A 24,396-nucleotide genomic window follows, 5' to 3' on the forward strand; every position below is an offset into this window, starting at 1 on the left:
ACCAAGCAAGAAATGCAGCAAATATTTAATTTTATTATAAGAAACAGTAATCGGTTGCTGTTTTTGCTGCTTTTAGGTATTTCGTTAGGCCTCTCTATTCAATCACACTCTTTTCACAAAAGCAGAGTAATTAGTTCTGCTAATTTCTTAAGTGGTGGTGTTTATGAAAAAATAAACAGCATAAATGAGTACTTGAATCTAAGAAAAGAAAACGACGAATTGGTACTTGAAAACGCTAGACTAAAAAGTCTATTATTTAATGCCGAAGACACCACAAAATTACCACTTCCAGACAGCATCAAAGGTGTTAAACCTGCTGATATTATTGTTTCGAAAGTAATACATAACTCTTATAATGTACACGAAAATTACATTACAATAAACTCAGGCTCTAATGATGGAGTTAAGCCTGATATGGGAGTAATTAACAGCTTAGGAATAATAGGTATTGTAGATAATACATCTCCTAGATATGCAACTGTTGTTAGTATTCTTAATACCAAATCTCAGATTAATGCTAAGATAAAAAAATCAAATCATTTTGGTTCACTAATTTGGGACGGAAGAAGTACTGGCTTCGTTCAGTTAATAGATGTTCCTAGATTAGCTTCTGTTCGCAGAGGAGATACTATTGTAACTGGTGGTCAATCTGTAATTTTCCCTGAGAACATTGGAATTGGTACTATTGAAAAGATATACACTTCAAAAAAGACAAATTATTACACTATCGATGTCAAATTATTTAATGACATGACGAATTTAGGACATGTATATATTATCAAGAGTAGAGACCGTGAAGAGCTTATTAAACTAGAAAAAAGAGAAAAAGATGAATAGCGCTTTGTTAATCAATATTTCTCGATTTATCCTGCTGTTGGCAGTTCAGATTATTATTTTTAATAACATGAATTTCCTAGGCTACATAAGTCCGTTTCCTTATATACTGTATATAATTCTATATCCAGTAAACGGGAACAAATCTGGGCTTTTGGCATCAAGTTTTTTACTTGGTCTTGCTATGGACATGTTTTGCAATTCCGGAGGAATACACGCCACAGCTTGTCTAATACTAGCCTATTACAGACCATATATATTTAAATTCTCATTTGGTTTGAGTTATGAATACCAAACTATTAAATTAAATGACTCTTTAACTCCTGAGCGATTTTCATTTATATTAGTATCAGTATTAATACATCATATAATACTTTTTACACTTGAAGCTTTTCAGTTTAACTTCATTTTAGACGTTTTACTTCGAACCTTATTTAGTACAATATTTACCATTATAACTTGTATCATAATAATATACCTTATTAAGCCCAACAGAAGATGAGAAAAATTCTGCTGCCCTCTTTAATAATCATTGCAGCATCTTTGCTGGTAATTCGCATATTCTATTTACAAATTATAGACGATTCTTTTAAACTAAAATCTGAGAATAACGCTATAAAGATAAAATACGACTATCCTGAAAGAGGCTACATATATGACAGATACGGTAAATTATTAGTTGCCAATCAGGCTTCTTATGATATCATGGTTATCCCAAGAGAGATCAAAAACATTGATACTCTAGAGTTTTGTGAACTCTTAAATGTTACTAAAGAAGATTTCATTAAAAAAATTGAGAAAGCTAAAGTATACAGCCCTCGATTACCATCTGTGTTCTTAGCTCAGTTGAACAAAAGTGAATTTGCTGCTTTTCAAGAAAAGATGAGAAAATTTGAAGGTTTCTATTTTCAAAAAAGATCTTTACGTGATTACGAAGTAGATTATGGTGCTAATATTTTTGGAGGTATTACTCAGGTAAACGAAAAATTAGTAGCAAGCAACCCCTATTACAACAGTGGTGATTTAATTGGAACACAAGGTGTTGAAGAAAGCTACGAGGTAACTTTACGCGGGATCAAGGGTGTAAAATACATTCAAAAAGACAAATACAACAGAGAGATAGGTTCCTATAAAGATGGAAAGTATGATACCGTTGCTGTACAGGGAGAAGACATCAACTTAACAATTGATGCTGAACTTCAGAAGTATGGGGAACAATTAATGATTAATAAAAGAGGTGGAATTGTTGCTTTAGAACCAAAAACTGGTGAAATTTTAGCATTAGTTACTGCTCCATCTTATGACCCTGGCATATTAGTAGGAAGGCAACGTTCTAAAAATTACACCTTACTGTATCATGACTCAATTGCAAAACCATTATATGATCGTGGACTGCTTGCAGAATACCCACCTGGATCTCCATTTAAAATCCTAACAGGTCTTATTGGATTACAAGAAGGAGTGATCAACGAAAACACGACGTTTTTTTGCCATCATGGATTCAGTTATGGAAGAGGTCGTTTTATGAAGTGTCATAATCACCCACCAGCCCAACAGTTGCATAATGGTATTTACAATTCATGCAACACTTATTTTGCCCAAGCTTATATGCTTACTATAAACAAATACAACAACCCTGCTTATGCTGTTGACGTATGGAGTAATCACGTAAAAAGCTTTGGTTTAGGTCAGTATATGGGATATGATTTACCAACAGGTAAAAGAGGAAACATACCAACCTCTAAAACATACAAGAAAATTTATCCTAATGGAGGCTGGAGAAGTACAACAATTGTATCCAACTCTATTGGACAAGGAGAGGTTTTAATGACGCCAATTCAATTAGCAAATATGATGGCTACAATAGCCAATCAAGGGCATTATTTCACACCTCATATCATTAAAAAAATTGAAGGAGAAAAAATCGACCCTAAATTTGAGGTTAAACACGAAACAACCATAGATAAAAAATATTTTCCTCCTATAATTAGTGGATTATTTGATGTTTATAACAAAGGAACAGCTAGCAGGTTACGCGTTGAAGGCATCGATATTTGTGGAAAGACGGGTACAGCTGAGAATTTTGCTAAAATTAATGGCAAAAGAACACAACTTAAAGATCACTCCATATTCGTAGCATTTGCACCTAAAGATAACCCTAAGATTGCAATAGCTGTAATGATCGAAAATGGTGGGTTTGGAGCTACAATTGCAGGCCCTATCGCCAGTTTGATGATTGAAAAATATCTTCGTAAAAAAATTACAAGAAATGATCTGGAAATTCGTATTTTAAACACAAGTCTGAAAGATCAATATGCAAAATTAGGCGGAATGTCCGAAGCTAGTTTAATTGAAACTACTCCGAGAGATTCAGTTATGAGAGCGAAGATGATAAAACCTAAGGAGATTAAAACAACAAAAGTAGACACTACTCAAAAGAAACAATAAAGAGATTCATTTCAAATGAAAAATCAAAGTGTAAAAAGCAATATTGACTGGATAAGTGTAATCATCTATATCACATTAGTGATAATGGGATGGCTAAACATATACTCATCTTCCCTATCCTCTACAGATGGTACATATGAAAAACAGTTAATTTTTATTTTACTAACGATTCCATTGATTTTTATCGTTCTATTTGTTGATGGTAAATTCTACGAGAAGTATGCCAGTATCATTTTTGGTGTTGCCTTATTATCGTTAGTTGGTTTATTTTTCTTTGGAAAGACCATTGCAGGACAACGTTGCTGGTACGCAATAGGGAGCTTTACATTACAGCCCTCTGAATTCACTAAAGCCGCTACTGCCCTTGCATTAGCAAAATACCTGAGTGACACGCAAGTAAACCTAAAAGATGTTAATAGACAAATACAAGCTCTGGCTATTGTATTTTTACCTGTAATCTTAATTCTGCCTCAACCAGACCCTGGAAGCGCCTTAATATACAGTATATTTTTACTTGTATTATATCGTGAAGGACTTCCTTCTTGGTACATCTGGACTGGTTTTATAGCTATCGTATTATTTGTTTTAACGCTAGTTTTAGAACCCGAATACGTAATACTTATATCCGTAATTGTACTTGCAATAATACACTTTAAGGGAAGGGCTGTTGATCGAAACCTAATTTTAAGCGGTATATTATTAGTTCTAGTATCTGGGTTCGTACTATCTGTAGATTACGTTTTTGATAATGTATTTAAGCAACATCACCGAGATCGTTTTAACATTTTACTAGGGAAAACTGTCGATATGAAAGGGATTGGATACAATACCAATCAATCTGAAATTGCTATTGGATCTGGTGGATGGATAGGGAAAGGTTTTCTAGAAGGAACGCAAACCAAAGGAGGTTTTGTACCTGAACAACATACCGATTACATCTTTACGACTGTAGGTGAAGAATGGGGATTTGCAGGATCTGTTGTAGTTATTGGCTTGTTTGTTGGACTATTCTTAAGAGTCATATATTTAGCCGAAAGACAAAAAACAAAATTCAGCAGGGTCTATGGCTATTGTGTTGCTGGTATTTTGTTTATCCACTTTTTTGTAAATATTGCAATGGTAATTGGTATTTTCCCTACTATTGGAGTCCCACTTCCTTTCTTCTCATATGGAGGTTCAGGACTATGGGGGTTCACCATTTTGCTTTTTATTTTCCTAAAAATGGATGCTAACAAAGTCAATGAGTGGTAATCTGTACTCTGTAAACTAAAAAATCCAAGACTTATAATCTGTATTTTTCTCTAAAGCATCCTCAATTTTATCATCTAAATGAGGAAAGAAATCTATGCCTGTTAATTTTTCGATGCTATCTACCGAAACAACAAATTCATACAAAGGTCTTTCACTTTTTTCATTTGGAACCAAAAAAGCAATCATTTTGTATTTTCCATTAGTCTCATCTAATAGTACTTTATAAAAATATTTAGGCACTAGCACTTTTTCTTTTCCTATAGTAACATTGGTGTCTGCAAGTACTCCACCAGTTACAACATAAATACCATCATACTTTACAGCCCAATAGCGTACTTTCTGCTCTAGTCTGTTCCATATTCCATCATTAAATTCATGTACCTGAGGTGAAATATTCGAAGTCAAAAAAGTATCTTCATATGCCTTTTTATCAAACTCCATATCTCCAGCCGGGCAAAGATGTCCTTTATCATAACCCGATTGCTTGTAATTTCGCCAATCTGCAGAACCAGTGGTTACTTTTGGATCTTCATTAAAATAAGGTCTTTTAAAATCATTGTTCTTAATGTAGCTTTTCTTTAACTCGTATGCAACCCATTCTGCCTGTTCAAACTTTTCATTATAAGAAAGCGTGTAATAATCATGTTTTACAATTTGATTAGTTGTAGATGCAGGCAAATAGTCAAACTCAACATTATCGTCTTTATATAAAGCTGTTTCCCCCTTTAAACTGTCGTTTTTATCAGAATTAGAACTTTTACTAACATCTCCAAAATCCTTTTTACAAGAAAAGAGAAACATAACAATAAAAACAACCAATAATTTTCTCTTTATAATCATCATAAAATCATTATTTTAAATCTTAAATATTCTTGAATTTTAATCTACTTCCTTAAAACACAAATTCAAAGTTAACTAAAAAGATTTCAATAAAAAATGCTCCAAGAATCATGATGATTCTTGGAGCATTTATACTATTTAAAAGCTTACTACTTTTTACCTCTTATAATTTAGAAGCTAGTTTATCTTTTTTTGATCTAGCAGGAACTGAACTTTGTCTAGTCACTGATTGTGACTGCAAATCGTCCAAAACATTTATTGCTTCTTCAACATAAATATCTTTTGCTAAAGCTTGATGCCAGCTTTCTCTTTTTTCTTTTAAAGTAGGATCTTTTGCCATCTCTGCAATTTCGTATGGCAAAGAAGTAAACTGTAAACTGTTTTTATAATCAGTAATTGGTTTATACTTTTTAGCCTCAGCTTCCACTTCAGTTTGAGCTTTTTTGAAATCAGCAATATTCAAACTATAACTATTCTCTTTGCTCTTAGTATCAATCCATTTTGCATTTTCTTCTATTAATTTAAACTGCGGATTAAGAGCAATACGGGCTTTACTATTAGCAATAGCCTGATTGAAGTTTGAATTATTGTTCCAAGTACTATATTCTGTTGGATCTATTTTATCCCATGGCATTGCGTTATCAATATCTCGCTCCCCCATTTTTAAATAAGCATAACGATCTGGCGCAACAATATCACTACGTACACCTTCTAATTGTGTAGAACCTCCATTAATTCTATAAAACTTTTGAGTTGTAATTTTAAGAGCACCTAAATCTCCAAAATCACTACTACGAACAAACTGATTTAGATCAATAACATTTTGAACCGTTCCTTTTCCATAAGTTTGTTTACTACCTATAATAACACCTCTTTTATAGTCTTGAATCGCAGCTGCAAGAATTTCTGAAGCCGAAGCTGAGAAACCATTTACCATGATTACTAATGGCCCATCCCATTCAATTTTTTTATCACGATCATAAAGAACTTCTTTTTTTCTTCCTGCTGATTTAATCTGTACAATAGGTCCTTGTTCGATAAACAAACCTGCAATATCAACAACAGTAGATAAAGAACCACCTCCATCATCACGAACATCTAGAATAATACCGTTTACATTCTCTTTTTTAAGTCTTTCAACTTCAAGAGCAATGTCTTTTCCTGCATCTCTACCGTCTTTATTTTCAAAATCGATATAAAATTTAGGCAAATAAATCACACCATATTTCAATCCATTTTTATCAACAATACTAGACTTTGCATAAGTTTCTTCTATTTCTACAATATCTCTAATTATAGAAATTACTTTAATCGTTCCGTCTACTTTTTTAACTGTAAGACGAACTTCTGTCCCTTTATGTCCTTTTATTTTCTTAACTACATCATCAAGACGCATACCAACAACGTCTACAGGTTCATCGGCTCCTTGTCCTACTTTAATAATTAAATCTCCTGCCTCTAATTCTTTACCTCTCCAAGCTGGACCACCTGAAATAAGTTCCGAGATTTCAGTAAAGTCATTTTTCTTTTGCAGTTTAGCACCAATACCTTCAAGCTTTCCACTAATATTAACATCAAAACGTTCTTTCTCTTCTGGTGCAAAATAGCTTGTATGCGGATCAAAACGGGCCATGATTGAGTTTACATAAACTGAAAACCAATCACTTCTCTCTAAATCTTTGATAAATCCAAAGTACTCATCTAATGATTTTAATGAATTTTCTCTAGTTTCTTTTTCTAAAATTTCGAATGATTTTTCTTTATATGCAGGATCTTTAACTTTCTTTTCTGCTTCGATATTCTCTTTAGTAACTAAAGAAGACAATGTAGATAACTTAATTTGCTTTCTCCATTTTTCAACCAGTTCAGCAGGAGTCTTTGCATAAGGCGAATTCTCGTAATCTGTACTGAAAGTTTCATCTACTTTATAGTTAAACGGATTTGCTAAAATGAGTTTATATCTCTTTTTACCTTCTTCCATTCTTTTCATCAAACGTGCATAAGTAAGATTAAAGAAAGTTAAATCTTTATTTACAAATTGATCGTCTAATTGCAATTCATATTTTGAAAATTCATCAATATCTGATTGCAAGAAAAATCTTTTAGATGGATCTAATGCTTCTATATAATCTTTAAACACTCCTTTTGAGAATTCATCATTAATTGGAGGAGGACTATAATGCCCTTTTTCGATTACAAAAGCAAGTAATTCCAAAAGCATCTTATCTTTATTCGGGTCTGGGTCAATTCCTCTATCGCTATTAATTTTAAATGCAAACAGAGTAGCAGATAAACAAATAACGGCTAGGATAATTTTATAATTTCGTTTCATAAATTTAATAATAGCATTCATCAATTTTTTAATCTAATTTACGGTAAAAACTATGCCAACAAAATATGGGCCGCATAATTTTTTGTTAAAGATATAAATATACTTTTTCATTCAATTAATTAAAAGTGTCAACTTAGCAAATTTAAGAAATTTTGTTACTATTTTAAGAAATTCAGTTACTACATTTGCTAATAAAAACCCTACACTCCTATTTTTTCACTATATTTTAAAAAATGAATTCAAAAAAACCTTTGATCTTAGTAACCAATGATGATGGTGTTTCGGCTCCTGGAATTAGAGCTTTAATTAGTGTAATGTCTGAAATTGGCGAAGTTGTTGTAGTAGCACCAGACAAACCTCAGAGCGCAATGGGACATGCCATTACCATAAACAGCACTTTATATCTTAACAAATTGTCTAAAGATGGAGATCCGATAACTGAATACAGTTGCTCTGGAACTCCTGTAGATTGTGTAAAACTTGCTGTAAATGAGATCTTAAAACGTAAACCGGACTTATGTGTTTCGGGAGTAAACCATGGATCTAACTCCTCTATAAACGTCATTTACTCTGGAACGATGAGTGCTGCAGTCGAAGCTGGTATTGAAGGAATTCCTGCAATAGGTTTCTCGCTATTAGATTATGATTGGAATGCAGATTTTGAAAGTATTAAATCTTTCATCAGAAAAATCACTCTTGAAACTCTAGAGAACAAACTACCAGAAGGAGTAGTTTTAAATGTAAACTTCCCAAAATTAAAGGAAAGTGAAATTAAGGGGATTAAAATTTGTCGTCAAGCGAAAGCACAATGGGTTGAGAAATTTGATAAAAGAAAAACTCCTTCTGGAAAAGATTACTATTGGCTTTCGGGCGAATTTGTAAACCAAGATAAAGGAGAAGACACTGACGAATGGGCACTTGAAAACGGATATGTATCTGTAGTTCCCGTACAATTTGACCTAACAGCACACCACACAATGCAACAAATTAATAACTGGAAGTGGAATGAATAATTCAAAAAACAAAAAAGATTTACTTATAGGTTTTGTAATTGGATTGATGGCTTCAATATTTGGAAGCTTTCTCTTCGTTATTTTATTGACAGATTTTGACATATCTAATGGAATGCAAAGCATCAAAATAATAAAGGATTATGGATATCTAGGAAAAATAATAACTCTTGGAGCTATTTTAGCCTTGGTTGCTTTTGGTGTATTTTTAAAACAAAATAAAGAATTTAGAGCAAGAGGTGTTGTCTTGGCAGTTATAACTTTGGCACTACTCACTTTATTTATTTAATTTATCTTTGCAATTGAAACAAAGTTGTTGACTTGATTTAGCAACAGCCCAAATAACTTCCATTCTCAAAAACAAAAACATGAAATACTACATTATTGCTGGAGAAGCCTCAGGCGATTTACATGGTTCAAATTTGATGAAAGCTTTATATAAAGAAGATCCTAATGCCGAAATTCGCTTTTGGGGAGGAGATCTAATGCAAAAAACTGGTGGAACACTAGTAAAACATTATCGTGAGCTTGCCTTCATGGGATTTATAGAAGTAATATTTAATTTAAAGACTATCCTCAGCAATATCTCTTTTTGCAAAAAAGACATCTCTCAATTTAAGCCAGATGTGTTAATCTTCATCGATTATCCTGGTTTTAATATGCGTATTGCAAAATGGGCAAAAACATTAAACTATAAAACTCATTATTATATTTCGCCACAAATCTGGGCTTGGAAAGAAAGCCGTATTACCGATATTAAACATGATATCGATAAGATGTTTGTGATTTTACCTTTCGAAAAAAGTTTCTATGAAGACAAACATCACTTTCCTGTAGAGTTTGTTGGCCATCCATTAATCGATGCCATTCATAACCAACCCCCATTTGATGAAGCTACATTTAGAAAAGAAAATAACTTAAGCGAAAAGCCTATTATTGCAATTTTACCTGGAAGTCGTAAACAAGAAATTACAAAAATGCTATCGGTAATGCTTAGCGTAGTTAATGATTTTAAAGAGTATCAATTTGTAATTGCTGGTGCTCCTAGTCAGGATTATTCTTTCTATCAACATTTTGTAACCAATGATAACATAAAGTTTGTATCAAACAAAACCTATGCTCTATTGCAATCTTCAACCGCAGCTTTAGTTACTTCGGGAACAGCAACATTAGAAACTGCTCTTTTTAAAGTACCTGAAGTGGTTTGCTACAAAGGAAGTTGGGCATCTTACCAAATAGCAAAACGTATTATTACTCTTAAATATATTTCGTTGGTAAATTTAATCATGGATAAAGAAGTAGTCACCGAACTTATTCAAGATGATTGCTCTCCAAAACGAATTAAAGAGGAATTAACTAAGTTATTAGAACCTAATTATCGTAAAGCACTTTTACACAACTATGATTTATTAGAAGAAAAACTTGGCGGAATTGGTGCAAGCGAAAAGACAGCAAAATTAATTGTAGCCGATTTGAAATAACAATTCGTTGACTTAAAAAATACTGCCTTGAAAAAATTATTATCCATACTAGCTTTATTACTATTATTTGCATCATGTAAATCGACATCGTCTGTCACAACAACTAAAAAAGAAGACAATTCTAAAGCAATCGTAAAAGATTTGATTTATACCGCTTCTGAAAATATTGGTGTGAGTTATAAAGCTGGCGGAACTACAAATAAAGGCTACGACTGTTCGGGATTGGTATTTACTACATTCAATTCTGAAAACATTAAATTACCAAGAACCTCATTGGAACAATCAAAAATTGGGGAAGTTATCAATCGAAATAAAGCCAAAAAAGGCGATTTAATTTTTTTTAGAACCAACAGAAGTTCCCAAATAAACCATGTTGGATTAATTGTAGAAATTAGCAGTGATGAAATTAAATTCATACATTCCTCCACCTCAAAAGGCGTGATTATCTCTTCTACTAAAGAACCATATTATCGTGATTCCTATGCTCAAGTTAATCGCATACTTGAGTAAATTAGCGCCAATCAACTTTAATGATTCCAATATTAACAAATCATAACTTATTCATTATACTCTTGCTAAAGGACCATATAGTTACTAGAGTATTTCCTTCTTCTCAATACTATTAAGGATGCATCATTGATAAAAATGCATCCCAAATACTCTTATTCTATCCAGTAATTATCCTTCTCATAATTCGCATTTATTGATTCTCAAAAACACATTTTCTTTGTTATACTAGAACGAAAATATTATTTAGCTGTTTATATTTCCATCACTTTATCGTTATACACTGTTAAGTTTTATGGTGTCATTTAGGCAATAAATTAATGTTGTAGTATAAACACATAACACAGCATCAGACCAAACAACTTCTAAATTTGTAAGACGGGAGATTCACGATCCTTTTTACTACATATAAAAATAGTTCTTTAGTGACTATAATAAAAAAACGAAGCACACTACTATTTTATTTAGCTGAATAACAAGTCCATCATTTACAAATACTAAAAAATATGTTGTTCTATGATATTATATATTCGTTTTATTTATTAGTTTAGCAAATAAAAAAAGGCAGTATTAGTTGGTTAAAATTTAGATTAAATTATTCTACATTACCAATCTTCTTCTCTTTTTTTAAACATAAAATCCAATATTTAAAAATTAATAAATTAACTAACTAACCCACTTAATTAAATGTCGAAAATTATTTTATCCCTGATCTTTACATTTTGCGTAATAAATAATACTACTGCAAAAGCAAAAATCCCTGTTTGTTTGCCTTGTGAAACAATACAAACTATTCAAGAATTACCTACCGATTCTGAAATTCAAAAAATAGTAGGTCAAAAAGTAAATCTATCTTATTTTAATAATGAATATGGAGCAATTTGGATACCTGTCTGGAATGCTGATAGCAAATATGTTCTTAGCGACATCTCAAACAATACTTACATAGAAATTGACGATCAATTAGCCAAAATATTAAAAGAGAAACATAATTTTGATATACAAACTGCAGAAAGTCCTTTGTCTTTCTGGAATAAAATAGGAGGGAAATTGGTCTTGTTAGTTATAATCTCATTATTAATTTGGGCATATATCCCTTCAAAAAATAAAACAAAAGAAGTAAAACCAACGAACATTTAAATTAACCAACTTTATGAATATATTATATTTAATTCCTGTAGTTTTAGTAATTGCAGGGATCTGTTTTATGATTTACATGAATAAAAAACATAAGGCAGTAAAAACAGAAATTGACTTAGATACTGAAAGAAATAAATACGATATTTACAATCAAGAACTATTAGCTCAAGATTTCTCTCAATTAAAGCAATGGATGAAAGGAAAATCTATAGATGCTTTTACCTCTGCATCAGTACCTCAATCCACATCTAATAAACTTCAAGAAATTGCAAGTGATGGTATAAAAAACATTGCTTTATCGGCAATAGGCGTAAAACTAAAAACAATAGAAACTGATTGCTTTTGGGTATTGAGCGGAAACGATTTGCATTTTTTTAGTACTGATGCCATTGGAGAATTAGACGAACATATTGTATTTGATAATTTTCGCATTGAGGAAGCGCAATTAAAATACGGAGGAATATTAAAATCGCAAATTGCTATTTATTCAAAATCTTCAGAAGAATATCTCCCAAAAACTCATATTATTACATTTAATATAGACGGTAATCCTTTGTCACTTGAAATTCACGATAGATTAAATTATACACCAGATCCAACCGATCTTTTGAATGTCAAAAAACAATTTTCAACTAGAGCTAAATACCAAGTTGTAGGTGAAAAATTCATTCCAGTTTTACAAAGTAAGTTCCCCAATTTAAAGGTAGCTTAACTATATGGGATTTTTCTCAAAAATATTAAACACGTTTAAAAGCATCCGATTAAATGACAAAAACCCAGTAAATGGTCAGGAATTAGATTTTTTACTCGTTGGTTCAATGTACGCAGAACAACAATCGGCCTACTTAAATTCATATGAAACAGGTTTAAATAAATCTGATATAACAGAATTAGTAGCAACTTATTGGGGAATTTACAATCAAAACGATGCTGTAGAAGCCCTACAAAACTTACACTATAAAAATCAAGATGACAACATCAATATCGTGTACAAAGCTGTTGAGGACAAACAAAATTATGTAGAAATATTAAAATCAGGTTTGCCTAATGACAAAGCTACTTTTCATTATTACTTAGATTTGTATCGAAAAATGAACAATGTAATACCAGAACTTATAGAACAAAAAATTATTACTGATTTTTCTCAACTAAAGAAAACTAAAGACAGTGCTTGGAACTATGGAAGAGGTGTTTTTTTATCTCGTTGTTGTTATGAACTAGGTTATCTTTCAGAAAAAGAACTTAAAGAATACATTGCTAAATCATATGCAGGTATAAAAAGCTATTGCAGTACTTGGCAAGAGTACACCAATAGTTATATTTTTGGAAGAGCAATTTGGGCCGGGAGTAATAACAGCGGAATGATTCAAATTGCAGATGATTTACTTAACAATGAAAAAAGTCCATTAAAAAATAAAAAGTACTTATAAAATCATCTAAAGTTTTAATATGGAATTAAATGTAAAAAATTAAATTCATACAAAATTTAAAATCAATAAATAATACAACAGTTGCATTCTACTGCTATTTTAAATAAGGGCCTGACTAGTTTTTACTAGTCAGGCCTTTTTACTAAATAAGAGTTATTTCTTACAAAATAATCGTATTTTTGCTATATGAAAGTATTAGAATTTCCTTTAGCAAGAATAACAATTGGCTTCATCCTAGGTATTTTATCCACAAACTATCTAAACCTTTCGGTCACTTTTACATTAGTAGCACTTACTGTTGTAATTGTCCTATTTTATACTTCTTATTATTACACAACAAATAAACAAAAGAGAGTAACTTACTTTGGAATTACGACCTATCTCTTAGCCTTTTGTATCGGAATTACAACTCAGACTCTACATACCGAATCATTCAGAAAAAACAATTACACCAACTATCAAGGCATTTACGACAAACCACATTTAATAGACTTTATAATTAACGAAAAATTAAAAAGTAATAATTATAGTGATAGGTACATAGCCACAATAAAGCAAATTAACCAAAAACCCATGTCGGGTAAAATGGTGGTAAACATAAAAAAAGATAGTACTCAATTAAATTTAGAAATAGGAAATTGCATTCGCATTAAAGGACAATTATTTAAAAATAGCGCTCCAAAAAACCCAAATCAATTTGACTATAGTAACTATTTAGATAAAAAAAATATCTATGCGCAATTATATATTCAAAGAAGTGATATAGCTATAAGCGCACAAATAGAGAAAGACATTTGGTACTATGCGGCACGAATACGAACAAAAATCATCCAGAATCTTGAGAAGAATGGTTTTAACAAAACTGAAATGAATGTAGCTCTTGCTCTTATTTTAGGCCAACAACAAGATATATCTCCCGAAATAATCAAAGATTATCAATACGCAGGTGTTACACATATATTATCTGTTTCGGGGCTACATGTTGGCTATATATTAATTTTTATAACTTATATCTTAAAACCAATCCCTAATACCCAAAAAGGATCATTGATAAAGCTCATTACAATCATAGTTTCATTATTTGCTTTTGCAGTAATTTCAGGATTTTCACCATCAGTATTACGATCTGTAGTAATGTTTTCGTTTGTAGCACTGGGGATTCATTTAAGAAGAAGTGTAAATATTTACCATACGTTATTGGTTTCGATATTCTTTTTACTCCTTTTTGAACCTGCTTTTATATTTGATGTAGGATTCCAGTTAAGTTATTTAGCCTTGTTTTTTATTATTTGGCTACAACCAATATTAAAAAAATTATGGTCACCAAAACATAAATTCACAACCGCAATTTGGAATGCTCTTACAGTCTCATTTGCCGCACAAATAGGAACTTTGCCAATATGCCTGTATTATTTTCATCAATTTCCTGGGCTGTTTTTTGTTGCCAATATAGTAATTATACCTTTTTTAAGTGTCATTATGATTTTAGGAATTATAGTAATGATTTTGGCGGCATTTAATAGTGCACCTACATTACTTGTACTGCTACTAGAAAAAAGCATTTTTTACTTAAATAAAATAATAAACATCGTTGCATCGTTCGAAGGTTTCATAATACGTGATATTTCGTTTAATAATTACTTACTAATTTCATCTTACCTCTTAATAATAACTGGAGTTATTTGGCTAAAGAAACCCTCTTTTACAAAACTAACAGTGACTCTAAGCTCAATAATACTACTGCAAATTTCATTTATTCTAAATCAAAAAAAAGCAGAAACACAAAATGAGTGGATCGTTTACAATCTTCCCAAAAATTCTCAAATTACAGAAAGAACAGGTAAATCAGTAACTTTATTTACAACAGATACTACTTTGAATAACGCATCTAATAATTACTCTTTAACTTCTTATTTAGTAGGTAACTTTGGGAATCTAACTAGTAAAGAGAAACTAAAAAACACAGCTTATTTTAAAGGCAATAAAATCTTAATTATAGATAGTAGTGGAATATATTCTAAAAAAATAAAACCGGATATTATAATGATAATACAATCGCCGAAAATAAATTTTGAAAGATTACTAAAAACAACCCAACCAAAAATGGTTATTGCTGATGCTACAAACTACAAATCAATACAAGTATATTGGAGAAAAACCTGTATGAATAAAAAAATCCCTTTTCATTCTACTGCTGAAAAGGGATTCTATAAATTAGATTAAAACATAACATAGCTTTCATACAAGAACAAAAGCCTATCAAATAAAATTATTGAATCTTGATTATACAAAGTTAAAAATCACTTGGACGTAAAAGTGAATTTGCCTCTGTAATCCAAGCCTTAACTCCACCTGATGTGTAAGTCATCTTACCCAATGATCCAAATGTAGTTTTACTTTTTCTAATAACGGCATTAGCAAAACATACTTCTGGAAATTCTTGGACACCAAAAGCATTCTTCAATTTAATATTTTGCTCTTTATCACTATCAGAAGCATTCTTGTCGGATAAATCTAATTTTACTAAAACAACATTATCTCTTGACCATAGCGCAAAATCTAAAGTTTTCATTATTTCATTCTCTAAATTATGGGAATAATTTTCTGCTGTAAACAAAATCAACATCGGTTTCTTTACTTTATTACTAGTTTCAATACCTTCAGCAATAGTAGTTTTCCAAACTAGGTTTTGTGATTGCACAGTAAAAAATCCTAAGAAGAATGCAAGCGTAAGTATTTTTTTTATCATAATAAATCTGGTTCTGGTTAGTTAATTTAAACGAAATTAACATTAAATTTCAATTATCCAAATTTAATTATGATTTAAAACAAACTATAATCAACAATTACATATTTACACATTAAAATCTATAGTAGAAGCAAAAAATATCATTATAATAAAAATGAAAAAGCTCTTTTCGGATAAACCAAAAAGAGCTTCATTTATTTATTATAATAGTTACTTGAACTATTTAATCATTTAATTACTTTTTAACCGGATTAACGATTCCATTTGCAACTGCAAGCCATGCAGAAGGACCACCAGCTACATAACCTGTAGTCCCCAATCCTTGAAAATTAACTTTTCCGTCTTTACTTTCTGCTTTAGTAAAGTAAACAGTTGGAAAGCCTTGAATTCCAAAAACCTGCTGTAATTCATTGTTTTGGGCTTTTAACTCTGGAGTTTGTGCTGTTCTTCTAGGAAAATCAAGTTCAACTAAAACAACATTATCTTTAGCCCATTTATTAAACTCAGACGTTTTTAAAACTTCGCTTTGCAAACGAATACACCATCCGCACCAATCACTTCCAGTGAAAAACAATAACATAGGTTTTTTCTCCTTATTACTTACTGCTATAGCCTCTTTTACATCAGTGTACCACTTAAGTTCTTGTGCTTGAACCGCAAAGGAACCTAATACTAATAACAATGTAATAAATATCTTTTTCATTTTATTTTTATTTTATTCATCAAATTTAATAAAAAATTAAACTTGAAAATGTCTTCTACTTTACTTCTTGCATTAATTTTTTAATGAGTGGGGAAATAAGTATTAAAATTACTCCAGCAATCAATGCATAAATACCTAGTTGCTTATATCCATCCGCATATACATTTAATTTTTCCAGGTTAGTTGCATGCTCAGAAGCTCCAGCAATATTAGCACCTAGTAATCCAGCAAAATACTGACCATAAGCACTAGCCAAAAACCACATTCCCATTATTACTGCTTGGGTTTTTAGAGGAGATAACTTAGTCATTGCCGACATACCAATAGGAGACAAACAAAGTTCTCCAAAGGTAATTATAAACCAACCGAAAGTAAACAATCCTAAAGATGTTCTTCCATCAGGTCCGGCAAAAAATTTAGTATAATAAAATACCCAGAAACCACCCGCAAGAAACAAAAATGCTAATCCAAATTTAATGACTGTATTCGGCTCGATTTTGCGTTTAGACATCCATAACCAAACCAATCCTACCAATGCGGCAAAAATAATTACAAAAAGTGAATTAGCTGAATTGTTAACTCCATTTGGATCAAGTTTAACACCTAAAACAGTATTATCTAAATTATTTAATGCGAATAAACTTAATGACCCTCCACTTTGTTCAAAGAAAGCCCAAAAGAAAATAGAAAATAATATAAATACTAAAGCTGCTATCAGTTTCTTTATCTCTGAACTTTTTAGATTCTTACCACCTTCTAAATCAGCTGTCCCTCTCTTAAAGAAAAAATAAATGCTCACAAAAGGAATTAAAATAGCGAATCTGCTTATGCCTAAATCATTACATCTTTTTGCTCCCAAAGAAAGTAACAACCACAATAAAGGAAGCGTTAATAACACAAAAACTATATTATCAACAAAATAATGTCTCAAGAAAAACAAAGGTAAAGCAATACAACTGAAGCACAAGAAATAATAAATTCTAGATATTTTTCCGTTAAAAGAGAACATATTCGAATCATCATTATTACTTAACGATGCCATTTCATAAAACAAATACATTAATGCAAATGGCCCAATTATAAACATGAATACATCTGTATATTCTGTATTAGAAACCATCTTCATGATAATCGGAATTACAACCAATGAACTTGCATAAGTTACAATTTCTAACAAACGTCTTTTAGGTTTCTCTATATGTCGCAATGGCGAAAGTCCAATTTCACCTAAACTTTTTTGCGTTTGGGTAAAAGTCAACAAACTTATAACCATTACAATTGAAGCAAAACCAAAGGCATAATTCCAACGATACGCTACTGGAACAAATGAATCCCACAAAGATCCATTGGCAACAGCAATACAAATATATCCTCCGATTAAAGCTCCTAAATTAACTCCTGCATAAAACAGCGAAAATCCGGCATCTACTCTCGTATCACCTTCTTTGTATAGCTGTCCAACCATTGTAGATATATTTGGTTTAAAAAAACCTGTACCAATAATAGTAAAGCTAATTCCGAAAAAGAAAAATTGTTTAGGATCAATAGCTAAAATTACACTTCCAACTATCATCAATAGCCCTCCCCAAAAAAGAGACTTACGGTAGCCTAATATTTTATCTGCAAACATTCCTCCAATAAAAGTAAATGCATAAACAAAAGCTTGTGTGGCACCGTATTGTAAATTAGCAACTCTCTCATTCATTCCTAGTTGGCCAACCATAAATACAACCAACATCCCTCTCATTCCGTAGAAACAAAAACGTTCCCACATTTCGCTAAAAAACAAATACCACAATTGTTTAGGGTATTTCCCTTTAAAGTTTTGTATTTGTTCTAAACTAATATTCTGCTCCATTTTTATAATAATTAATTAATACCGTGATCTTTCATCACTTTATTTAAATTTTTAACCAAAGCAAACATTAATATTGTTGCAAACATCAATAAAGCAAAATTCACCCAGAAAAAGTTTATTTTGTTATCATATTGATCCCACATACTAGCTAAAACGCCACTTAGTTTGTTTCCAATTGAAGTTGATAAGAACCAACCACCCATCATTAAGGCTGTAATATTTTTTGGAGACAGTTTAGATACAATTGACAATCCCATGGGACTCAAAAACAACTCTCCTATAGTTATAATTCCATAATTAGCAACCAACCACCAAACCGATACTTTTTCGGCTCCGTTACCTCCTATATGGACTGCCGCAATCATAACTAAAACAGATAATGCAGAAATCAATAATCCGAATGCAATTTTTGTTGGCGTACTTGGTTCTTTTTTCGATTACGTAAAAAAGTAAAAAATGCAACCACCAAAGGTGTCAAAATAATTACCCAACCTGGATTTATCGACTGACTTAAATTAGTCGCCCAAATAGAAACTGTTGCCCCTTCAGTTGGCTTTTTGTCCTCGGCTACGTTTCTAAAATAAACGGGATGATCTACAGTTTTTACAACTTTCCCATTTTCTTTTTGAAGTCTAAAACTAGAATCATATAATTCTGTTGAATCTTTTGCGTACTTCACCTCTTTGGCCAATTTCAAATTATTGAAAACAGTTTGTGTAGTTCCAGTAATTTCTCTGTCAGTATAGCGGTCTGCCCAAGTAGTCAATGCAGATCCATTTAGTTTAAAAACTGCCCAAAATAAAATAACCACGGCAAAAATAGAAAGTAGCGCTCCTATTTGTCTTTTCTCTTCTACTTTAGCTTTAAAATATAAACTTCCATAGAAATAAATTACAGGGATACAGGCAAAAATAAAAGCATCTGTACTATCTGAACCAAAAATTGAGCTATCTAAATTTACATCAGACTGAACTCCTTTTAGCAACCAGCCTATAACTCCAAATACAATGGATGGAACAAGAATGTACAATACAATTTTTGAAAATGGCATATCCCCTTCTTGAATCCCCTTTTTTTCTGTTTTATTACCATAATGTTTTGTACCTAACATAAAAACAATTACACCAATAAACATTCCTAATCCAGCGGCCATAAAAGCATAGTGCCACCCTAGAAGTATTTGTAAAGCAGCTCCAAAGAAATTACAAATGAAAGCTCCCACATTTATTCCCATATAGAATATATTGTATCCTTCATCTTTCTTATCCTTGTATTTCTCTTCGTCATAGAAATTCCCTAGAAGTGTAGAAATATTAGGTTTAAAAAAACCATTACCAATAATTACCAACGTCATCGCCACATATAACATTGTTAAACTATGAATTCCCATCATAAAATAACCTACCCCCATCATCAATCCACCAAGAATGATTGAGTTTTTATATCCTAAATATCTATCTGCAACCAAGCCTCCAATAAAAGGTGTTAGAAACACAAGTGCAATAAAAGTTCCGTACAAATCAGAAGCTTCTTTCTCGGTCATTGCAAACCCTGCCTCTACATCTTTTAGATATAAAGTAAAAATTCCAATCATTAAATAATAACCGAAACGTTCCCACATTTCAGATAAAAACAAAAAAGGTAAAGCTTTTGGGTGATTTTTCCACATAATAAATAGGTTCAAAATTAAAAAATTACCTACCCAAATAAATCGGATAGGTAATAGCTATTAGTGTTTTATTAATTAACGAATACCGTGCATCATTTTCTTTAACAAAGGAGTCAATGCAAATAAGATTACTGCAGCGATTCCTGTTAAGATTACAAAAACCATGAAAAACTCAAAAAGATTATGAATTTCAAAACCAGCGAAAACAGGATTTGTTGCACTAATCTGATTTGCTTCTAAGATCTTTAATTGTTCAGGAGTTGCAACAACTGCTTTATCTAAGATAGGTTGCAAATCGATTCCTAAATCTTTTGCTTTTACAAATTTCTCTCCTGTTGCAGGCATAATAGATCCCAAAGTTCCTGATAAGGCATATCCTGCAGCATTAGATAAGAAGAATACTCCGAAAAGTAATGATGAAAAACGTTTTGGAGATAATTTACCTACCAATGATAATCCGATTGGCGATAAACACAACTCAGCAAAAGTTTGAATTAAATACAAAAGAATTAACCATTTGATCGCTAAAAGTCCACTGTTACCAAGGTCTTTCACATTGTAAGCAATAATAAAATAACTCAATGCAATTAATGCTAAACCAATTGCTTGTTTCATAGGAGAAATAGGCTCTTTACCTTTTTCTCTTAATTTGTCCCATAAAATACTAAAAGGCAAGGCAAAAGCGAAAACGAAAATACCATTAAACACCTGAACCATTGAAGCTGGCATCTGCCATCCGAACATAAAAGTTCTATCTGTTTGATTTGCTGCAATAAAAGTCAATGAAGATCCTGCTTGCTCAAAAGCAGCCCAGAAAAATATAATAAAGAATGCAACAATATAGATAACAAAAATTCTATCTCTTTCTATTTTAGTTAATGAACTATCAGAAATAATCAATCCAGCTAATGTTAATCCACTAGCATAAATAATTGGGTAAATTAATGTTTTAATGAAGTTATCCCCGTCTAAAAGGTAACGGAAAGCAAAAAACAAAATCACAAATGCAATAACTGCACCAATCAAAGCTTGTGTAGAAAAAACAGCTTTTTGAGCTTCTCCTTCTTCATAATCAGTAACATCATTTTTAGAAGGCAAACCTCCTAATGGCTTTCCTTCTGGAGTAACGACATATTTATTTTTCAATAAAAAGAAAACACCTGTTCCAATTAACATTGCAATCGATGCTGCTAAAAACCCCCATTTAAAAGCGTGTATATTCTGAACACCGCTTACTACTTCGTCACCTAAATAAGGACAAATTGTTTGTCCTAAGAAAGCACCTAAATTGATTCCCATATAGAAAATCGTAAAAGCAGTATCTAATTTTGTTTTTTCTTGTTTTGGATACAAACTTCCAACCATACTCGAAATGTTTGGCTTAAAGAATCCATTTCCAAAAATAATGATTCCTAATGCAGACCACATTAAGATATTTGCCAAACTCATATTTGAACCAAAAATACTAGCACTAAAGAACAAAAAAAGTTGTCCTATTGCCATCATCAGTCCACCCAATAAAATACAATTTCTGTTACCAAAGAAACGATCGGCAATAAATCCACCTAACATTGGTGTTAAATAACAAAGTCCCAAGAAGCCTCCATAAATTAATGCAGCATCTGATTCTTTCATTAATAATGAGTTTACCAAAAATAAGGTAAGAATTGCTCGCATTCCGTAAAAATTAAACCGCTCCCACATTTCTGTCCCAAACAAAACCCAAAGTCCTTTTGGATGCGCAGTTTTTACTTCTGTTTCTTTCATATTGTTTATTATTATATTTAGGTTAATTAGATTTTAATTAAAGGTTTTCCTTGATAAAGTTAGTCATTTTAGTATAAAGCTGCACTCTAGTTTTTCCGCCATAAATACCATGATCTTTATCTGGATAAATTTGCGAATCAAATTGTTTATTAGCTTGTATTAAAGCCTCCATCATTTGCATTGTATTTTGCACATGTACATTATCATCTGCAGATCCGTGAATCAAAAGGAATTTCCCTTTTAATTTATCAACATGATTAATAGGAGAGTTATTATCATAACCACTTGCATTCTCTTGAGGAGTTTGCATATATCTTTCAGTATAAACTGAATCATAAAATCTCCAGTTAGTAACTGGGGCAACAGCAATTGCCATTTTAAAAACATCATTACCTTGAAAAACACAGTTCGAAGCCATAAATCCACCATAACTCCATCCAAAAATTCCAATTCTAGAAGCATCAACGTAAGGATAATTACCAATAACTTTGGCAGCATCGATTTGATCTTCTACCTCGTATTTCCCTAATTGCAATTGTGTTACTTTCTTAAAGTCTGCTCCTTTAAATCCAGTTCCTCTTCCATCAACACAAGCAACGATATATCCTTGTTGAGTTAACATTTCGAACCAGTAATCATTAGAGTTATTCCATTGGTTTGCTACTTGCTGAGAGCCAGGTCCTGAGTATTGAAACATAAAAACAGGATACTTTTTAGCAGGATCAAAATCTTTTGGTTTTAATATCCAAGCATTCAATTCATTTCCTTTAGCTGTTTTTAGAACAAAAAATTCTTTAGTAGCTAAATTATATGCTTTAAGACTAGAGGCTAGCGCCTCATTATTTTCTATTACTTGTAACTCTTTTCCAGCTTTAGCGTCATTAAGACTATAAGTTGTTGGTTGAATTGCGCTTGAGAATGTATTGATGTAATATTGAAAATTCGGGCTGAAGGTTGCCTTACTAGTACCTACGTTTTTAGATAAACGTACTTTATTTTTTCCGTCAAGTGCAATTCGATAAATATCACGATTGATTGACCCATTTTCTGTAGACTGATAAAAAACTGTTTTAGATTTTTCATCAAATCCATAATAAGATGTTACTTCCCAGTTTCCTTTAGTAACTTGATTTTTAAGCTTTCCTACTTTATCATACAAATAGATATGATTAAAACCGTCTTTTTCGCTAGTCCAGATAAAACTATTATCTTTTAAGAACGTTAAGTTATCAGTAACATCAACATAAGCCTTATCTTTTTCATTAAGAACTACTTTTGAAGTTCCCGAAGTACCATCAACAAACAATAAATCAAGATTATTTTGGTGACGGTTTAAAACCTGTGCTGACAAAGTATTATTATCATTTGTCCACTTCAATCTTGCAATATAAAAGTCGTTATAATTACCTAACTTAACTTCTTTAGTTGTATTTGCTGTGGCATCATATATGTGTAACGAGACTACTGCGTTTTTTTCTCCAGCTTTAGGATATTTAAACGTTTCGATTTTAGGATACAAGTCTGTTTTAAAAATCGACATTGAGAATTCAGGAACCATACTTTCGTCAAAACGAATATAAGCTACTTTCTTACTGTCTTTACTCCAATCAAAAGCGCGAACAAAAGCAAATTCTTCTTCATATACCCAATCAGTGATACCATTGATAATTGAGTTTTTCTTTCCATCAGTTGTAATCTGAGTAGATTTTTTAGAAGCTAAATCATAAACATACAGATTATTCTCTTTTGCGTAAGCTATTTTTTGTCCATCTGGCGAGAAAGTTGGCTCTTGGACTTGAAAATCAAACAGCTTAGTTAACTCTTTTGAATCTATATTATACAAATAATAATCTGCTGTGAAGGAGTGGCGAAATATTTTAGTAGAATTACAAGCTAACAAAATATTTTTTTCTGAAGCATCAAAAGCATAGCTATTGATCATCGGTAACTCACTATGATTTTTTGTATCAATTAAAGTTGTTACTTTTTTTAACGTAGCATAATCGTACAAATCTATCTGCATACTTCTACTCGTCCGATCAAAATTAAGTACCGTATACTGATTAGCATTTTGTAAAGATTGTAGTTTAAACATTTCCTTAGTTCGAAATATCCCACTAAAAACGTCATCTACAGTTATTTTTTGTTGACCAAAAACAGTAAAACAAATAAATATAAATAATGCGGTAAGTTTGTTTGTATTCATACAAATGATTTAAATATAAAAAAGAGCCCAATTTTAGTGAAAAAAATACACATAATATACATTTTAAGTGTTAAATGTTAATAAATTGGTTTTTCATATTATTTAATGCGCACAATTACATTACAAACAAAACCGTTAAAATGGTATCTTTGCAACTATACTACCATTTAA

At 31.5% G+C, this 24,396-nt stretch carries 19 protein-coding genes and 1 pseudogene; 12 read left to right on the forward strand and 8 right to left on the reverse strand.

From position 1 onward, the window contains the following. The first annotated feature begins 12 nt into the window (after window positions 1-12). Genes mreC through rodA form a run of 4 tightly spaced genes read left to right on the forward strand, consistent with a single transcriptional unit; the run spans window position 13 to window position 4,533 of the window. A complete protein-coding gene (gene mreC, locus EAG11_RS15430) occupies window positions 13-837 on the forward strand; it encodes a rod shape-determining protein MreC (protein WP_129539934.1) in 825 nt (274 codons plus the stop codon). Continuing rightward, window positions 830-1,336 carry a rod shape-determining protein MreD gene (locus tag EAG11_RS15435; protein ID WP_129539935.1) on the forward strand — a complete coding sequence of 169 codons (507 nt, stop codon included), beginning with the start codon at window positions 830-832 and terminating at the stop codon, window positions 1,334-1,336. The genes mreC and EAG11_RS15435 overlap by 8 nt, the downstream gene beginning before the upstream one ends. After that, window positions 1,333-3,282 (forward strand): penicillin-binding protein 2, encoded by a 1,950-nt coding sequence (mrdA, locus tag EAG11_RS15440; RefSeq protein ID WP_129539936.1) that lies wholly within the window; start codon window positions 1,333-1,335, stop codon window positions 3,280-3,282. Before EAG11_RS15435 ends, mrdA begins: the two co-directional genes overlap by 4 nt. Before the next feature lie 15 nt (window positions 3,283-3,297). After that, on the forward strand, window positions 3,298-4,533 hold the full coding sequence (gene rodA, locus EAG11_RS15445; protein WP_129539937.1) for a rod shape-determining protein RodA: 1,236 nt from the start codon (window positions 3,298-3,300) through the stop codon (window positions 4,531-4,533). A 15-nt stretch (window positions 4,534-4,548) separates the two neighbouring features. On the opposite strand, the gene EAG11_RS15450 is transcribed toward rodA, so the two are convergent. Continuing rightward, window positions 4,549-5,373 (reverse strand): DNA/RNA non-specific endonuclease, encoded by an 825-nt coding sequence (locus EAG11_RS15450; RefSeq protein WP_129541118.1) that lies wholly within the window; start codon window positions 5,371-5,373, stop codon window positions 4,549-4,551. Window positions 5,374-5,536: 163 nt separating this feature from the next. Continuing rightward, on the reverse strand, window positions 5,537-7,726 hold the full coding sequence (locus tag EAG11_RS15455; RefSeq protein ID WP_129539938.1) for a carboxy terminal-processing peptidase: 2,190 nt from the start codon (window positions 7,724-7,726) through the stop codon (window positions 5,537-5,539). A gap of 212 nt (window positions 7,727-7,938) precedes the next feature. On the opposite strand from EAG11_RS15455, the gene surE reads away from it, so the two are divergent. The 8 genes from surE to EAG11_RS15495 all read left to right on the forward strand — a co-directional run bounded on the left by surE (window position 7,939) and on the right by EAG11_RS15495 (window position 15,496). After that, entirely contained in the window at window positions 7,939-8,718 is a 780-nt protein-coding gene (gene surE, locus EAG11_RS15460; RefSeq protein WP_129539939.1) for a 5'/3'-nucleotidase SurE, read from the forward strand. Further along, entirely contained in the window at window positions 8,711-9,004 is a 294-nt protein-coding gene (locus EAG11_RS15465; RefSeq protein WP_129539940.1) for a hypothetical protein, read from the forward strand. Before surE ends, EAG11_RS15465 begins: the two co-directional genes overlap by 8 nt. 79 nt (window positions 9,005-9,083) lie before the next feature. Then, window positions 9,084-10,196 carry a lipid-A-disaccharide synthase gene (gene lpxB / locus EAG11_RS15470; RefSeq protein ID WP_129539941.1) on the forward strand — a complete coding sequence of 371 codons (1,113 nt, stop codon included), beginning with the start codon at window positions 9,084-9,086 and terminating at the stop codon, window positions 10,194-10,196. Window positions 10,197-10,223: 27 nt separating this feature from the next. Continuing rightward, window positions 10,224-10,706 carry a C40 family peptidase gene (locus EAG11_RS15475; RefSeq protein WP_129539942.1) on the forward strand — a complete coding sequence of 161 codons (483 nt, stop codon included), beginning with the start codon at window positions 10,224-10,226 and terminating at the stop codon, window positions 10,704-10,706. Between the two features lie 684 nt (window positions 10,707-11,390). Beyond that, the gene (locus EAG11_RS15480; RefSeq protein ID WP_129539943.1) at window positions 11,391-11,843 is read left to right on the forward strand and encodes a hypothetical protein; all 453 of its coding nucleotides are present in this window, start codon (window positions 11,391-11,393) and stop codon (window positions 11,841-11,843) included. 13 nt (window positions 11,844-11,856) lie between these two features. Beyond that, window positions 11,857-12,555, forward strand: coding sequence for a hypothetical protein (locus EAG11_RS15485; RefSeq protein ID WP_129539944.1), 699 nt, complete (start codon window positions 11,857-11,859; stop codon window positions 12,553-12,555). Window positions 12,556-12,559: 4 nt separating this feature from the next. Next, a complete protein-coding gene (locus EAG11_RS15490; protein WP_129539945.1) occupies window positions 12,560-13,273 on the forward strand; it encodes a DUF1266 domain-containing protein in 714 nt (237 codons plus the stop codon). A 186-nt stretch (window positions 13,274-13,459) separates the two neighbouring features. Next, a complete protein-coding gene (locus EAG11_RS15495; RefSeq protein ID WP_129539946.1) occupies window positions 13,460-15,496 on the forward strand; it encodes a ComEC/Rec2 family competence protein in 2,037 nt (678 codons plus the stop codon). Between the two features lie 70 nt (window positions 15,497-15,566). Here the strand turns inward: EAG11_RS15495 and EAG11_RS15500 are convergent, their stop codons facing one another. The 6 genes and pseudogenes from EAG11_RS15500 to EAG11_RS15525 all read right to left on the reverse strand — a co-directional run bounded on the left by EAG11_RS15500 (window position 15,567) and on the right by EAG11_RS15525 (window position 24,225). Next, window positions 15,567-16,022, reverse strand: a complete 456-nt coding sequence (locus tag EAG11_RS15500; RefSeq protein ID WP_129539947.1) for a thioredoxin family protein — start codon at window positions 16,020-16,022, stop codon at window positions 15,567-15,569. A 235-nt stretch (window positions 16,023-16,257) separates the two neighbouring features. Then, window positions 16,258-16,725, reverse strand: a complete 468-nt coding sequence (locus EAG11_RS15505) for a thioredoxin family protein (protein WP_129539948.1) — start codon at window positions 16,723-16,725, stop codon at window positions 16,258-16,260. 55 nt (window positions 16,726-16,780) lie between these two features. Further along, window positions 16,781-18,583 (reverse strand): peptide MFS transporter, encoded by a 1,803-nt coding sequence (locus EAG11_RS15510; protein ID WP_129539949.1) that lies wholly within the window; start codon window positions 18,581-18,583, stop codon window positions 16,781-16,783. Window positions 18,584-18,594: 11 nt separating this feature from the next. Beyond that, window positions 18,595-20,252 (reverse strand): annotated as a pseudogene (locus EAG11_RS15515) (peptide MFS transporter). 75 nt (window positions 20,253-20,327) lie between these two features. After that, complete coding sequence (locus EAG11_RS15520) at window positions 20,328-22,019, reverse strand: peptide MFS transporter (RefSeq protein WP_129539950.1); 1,692 nt, start codon at window positions 22,017-22,019, stop codon at window positions 20,328-20,330. 37 nt (window positions 22,020-22,056) lie between these two features. Continuing rightward, on the reverse strand, window positions 22,057-24,225 hold the full coding sequence (locus EAG11_RS15525; protein WP_129539951.1) for a S9 family peptidase: 2,169 nt from the start codon (window positions 24,223-24,225) through the stop codon (window positions 22,057-22,059). Between the last annotated feature and the right edge of the window lie 171 nt (window positions 24,226-24,396).

Origin of the sequence: Flavobacterium sp. 140616W15, assembly GCF_003668995.1 — a bacterium.
GTDB lineage: Bacteria > Bacteroidota > Bacteroidia > Flavobacteriales > Flavobacteriaceae > Flavobacterium.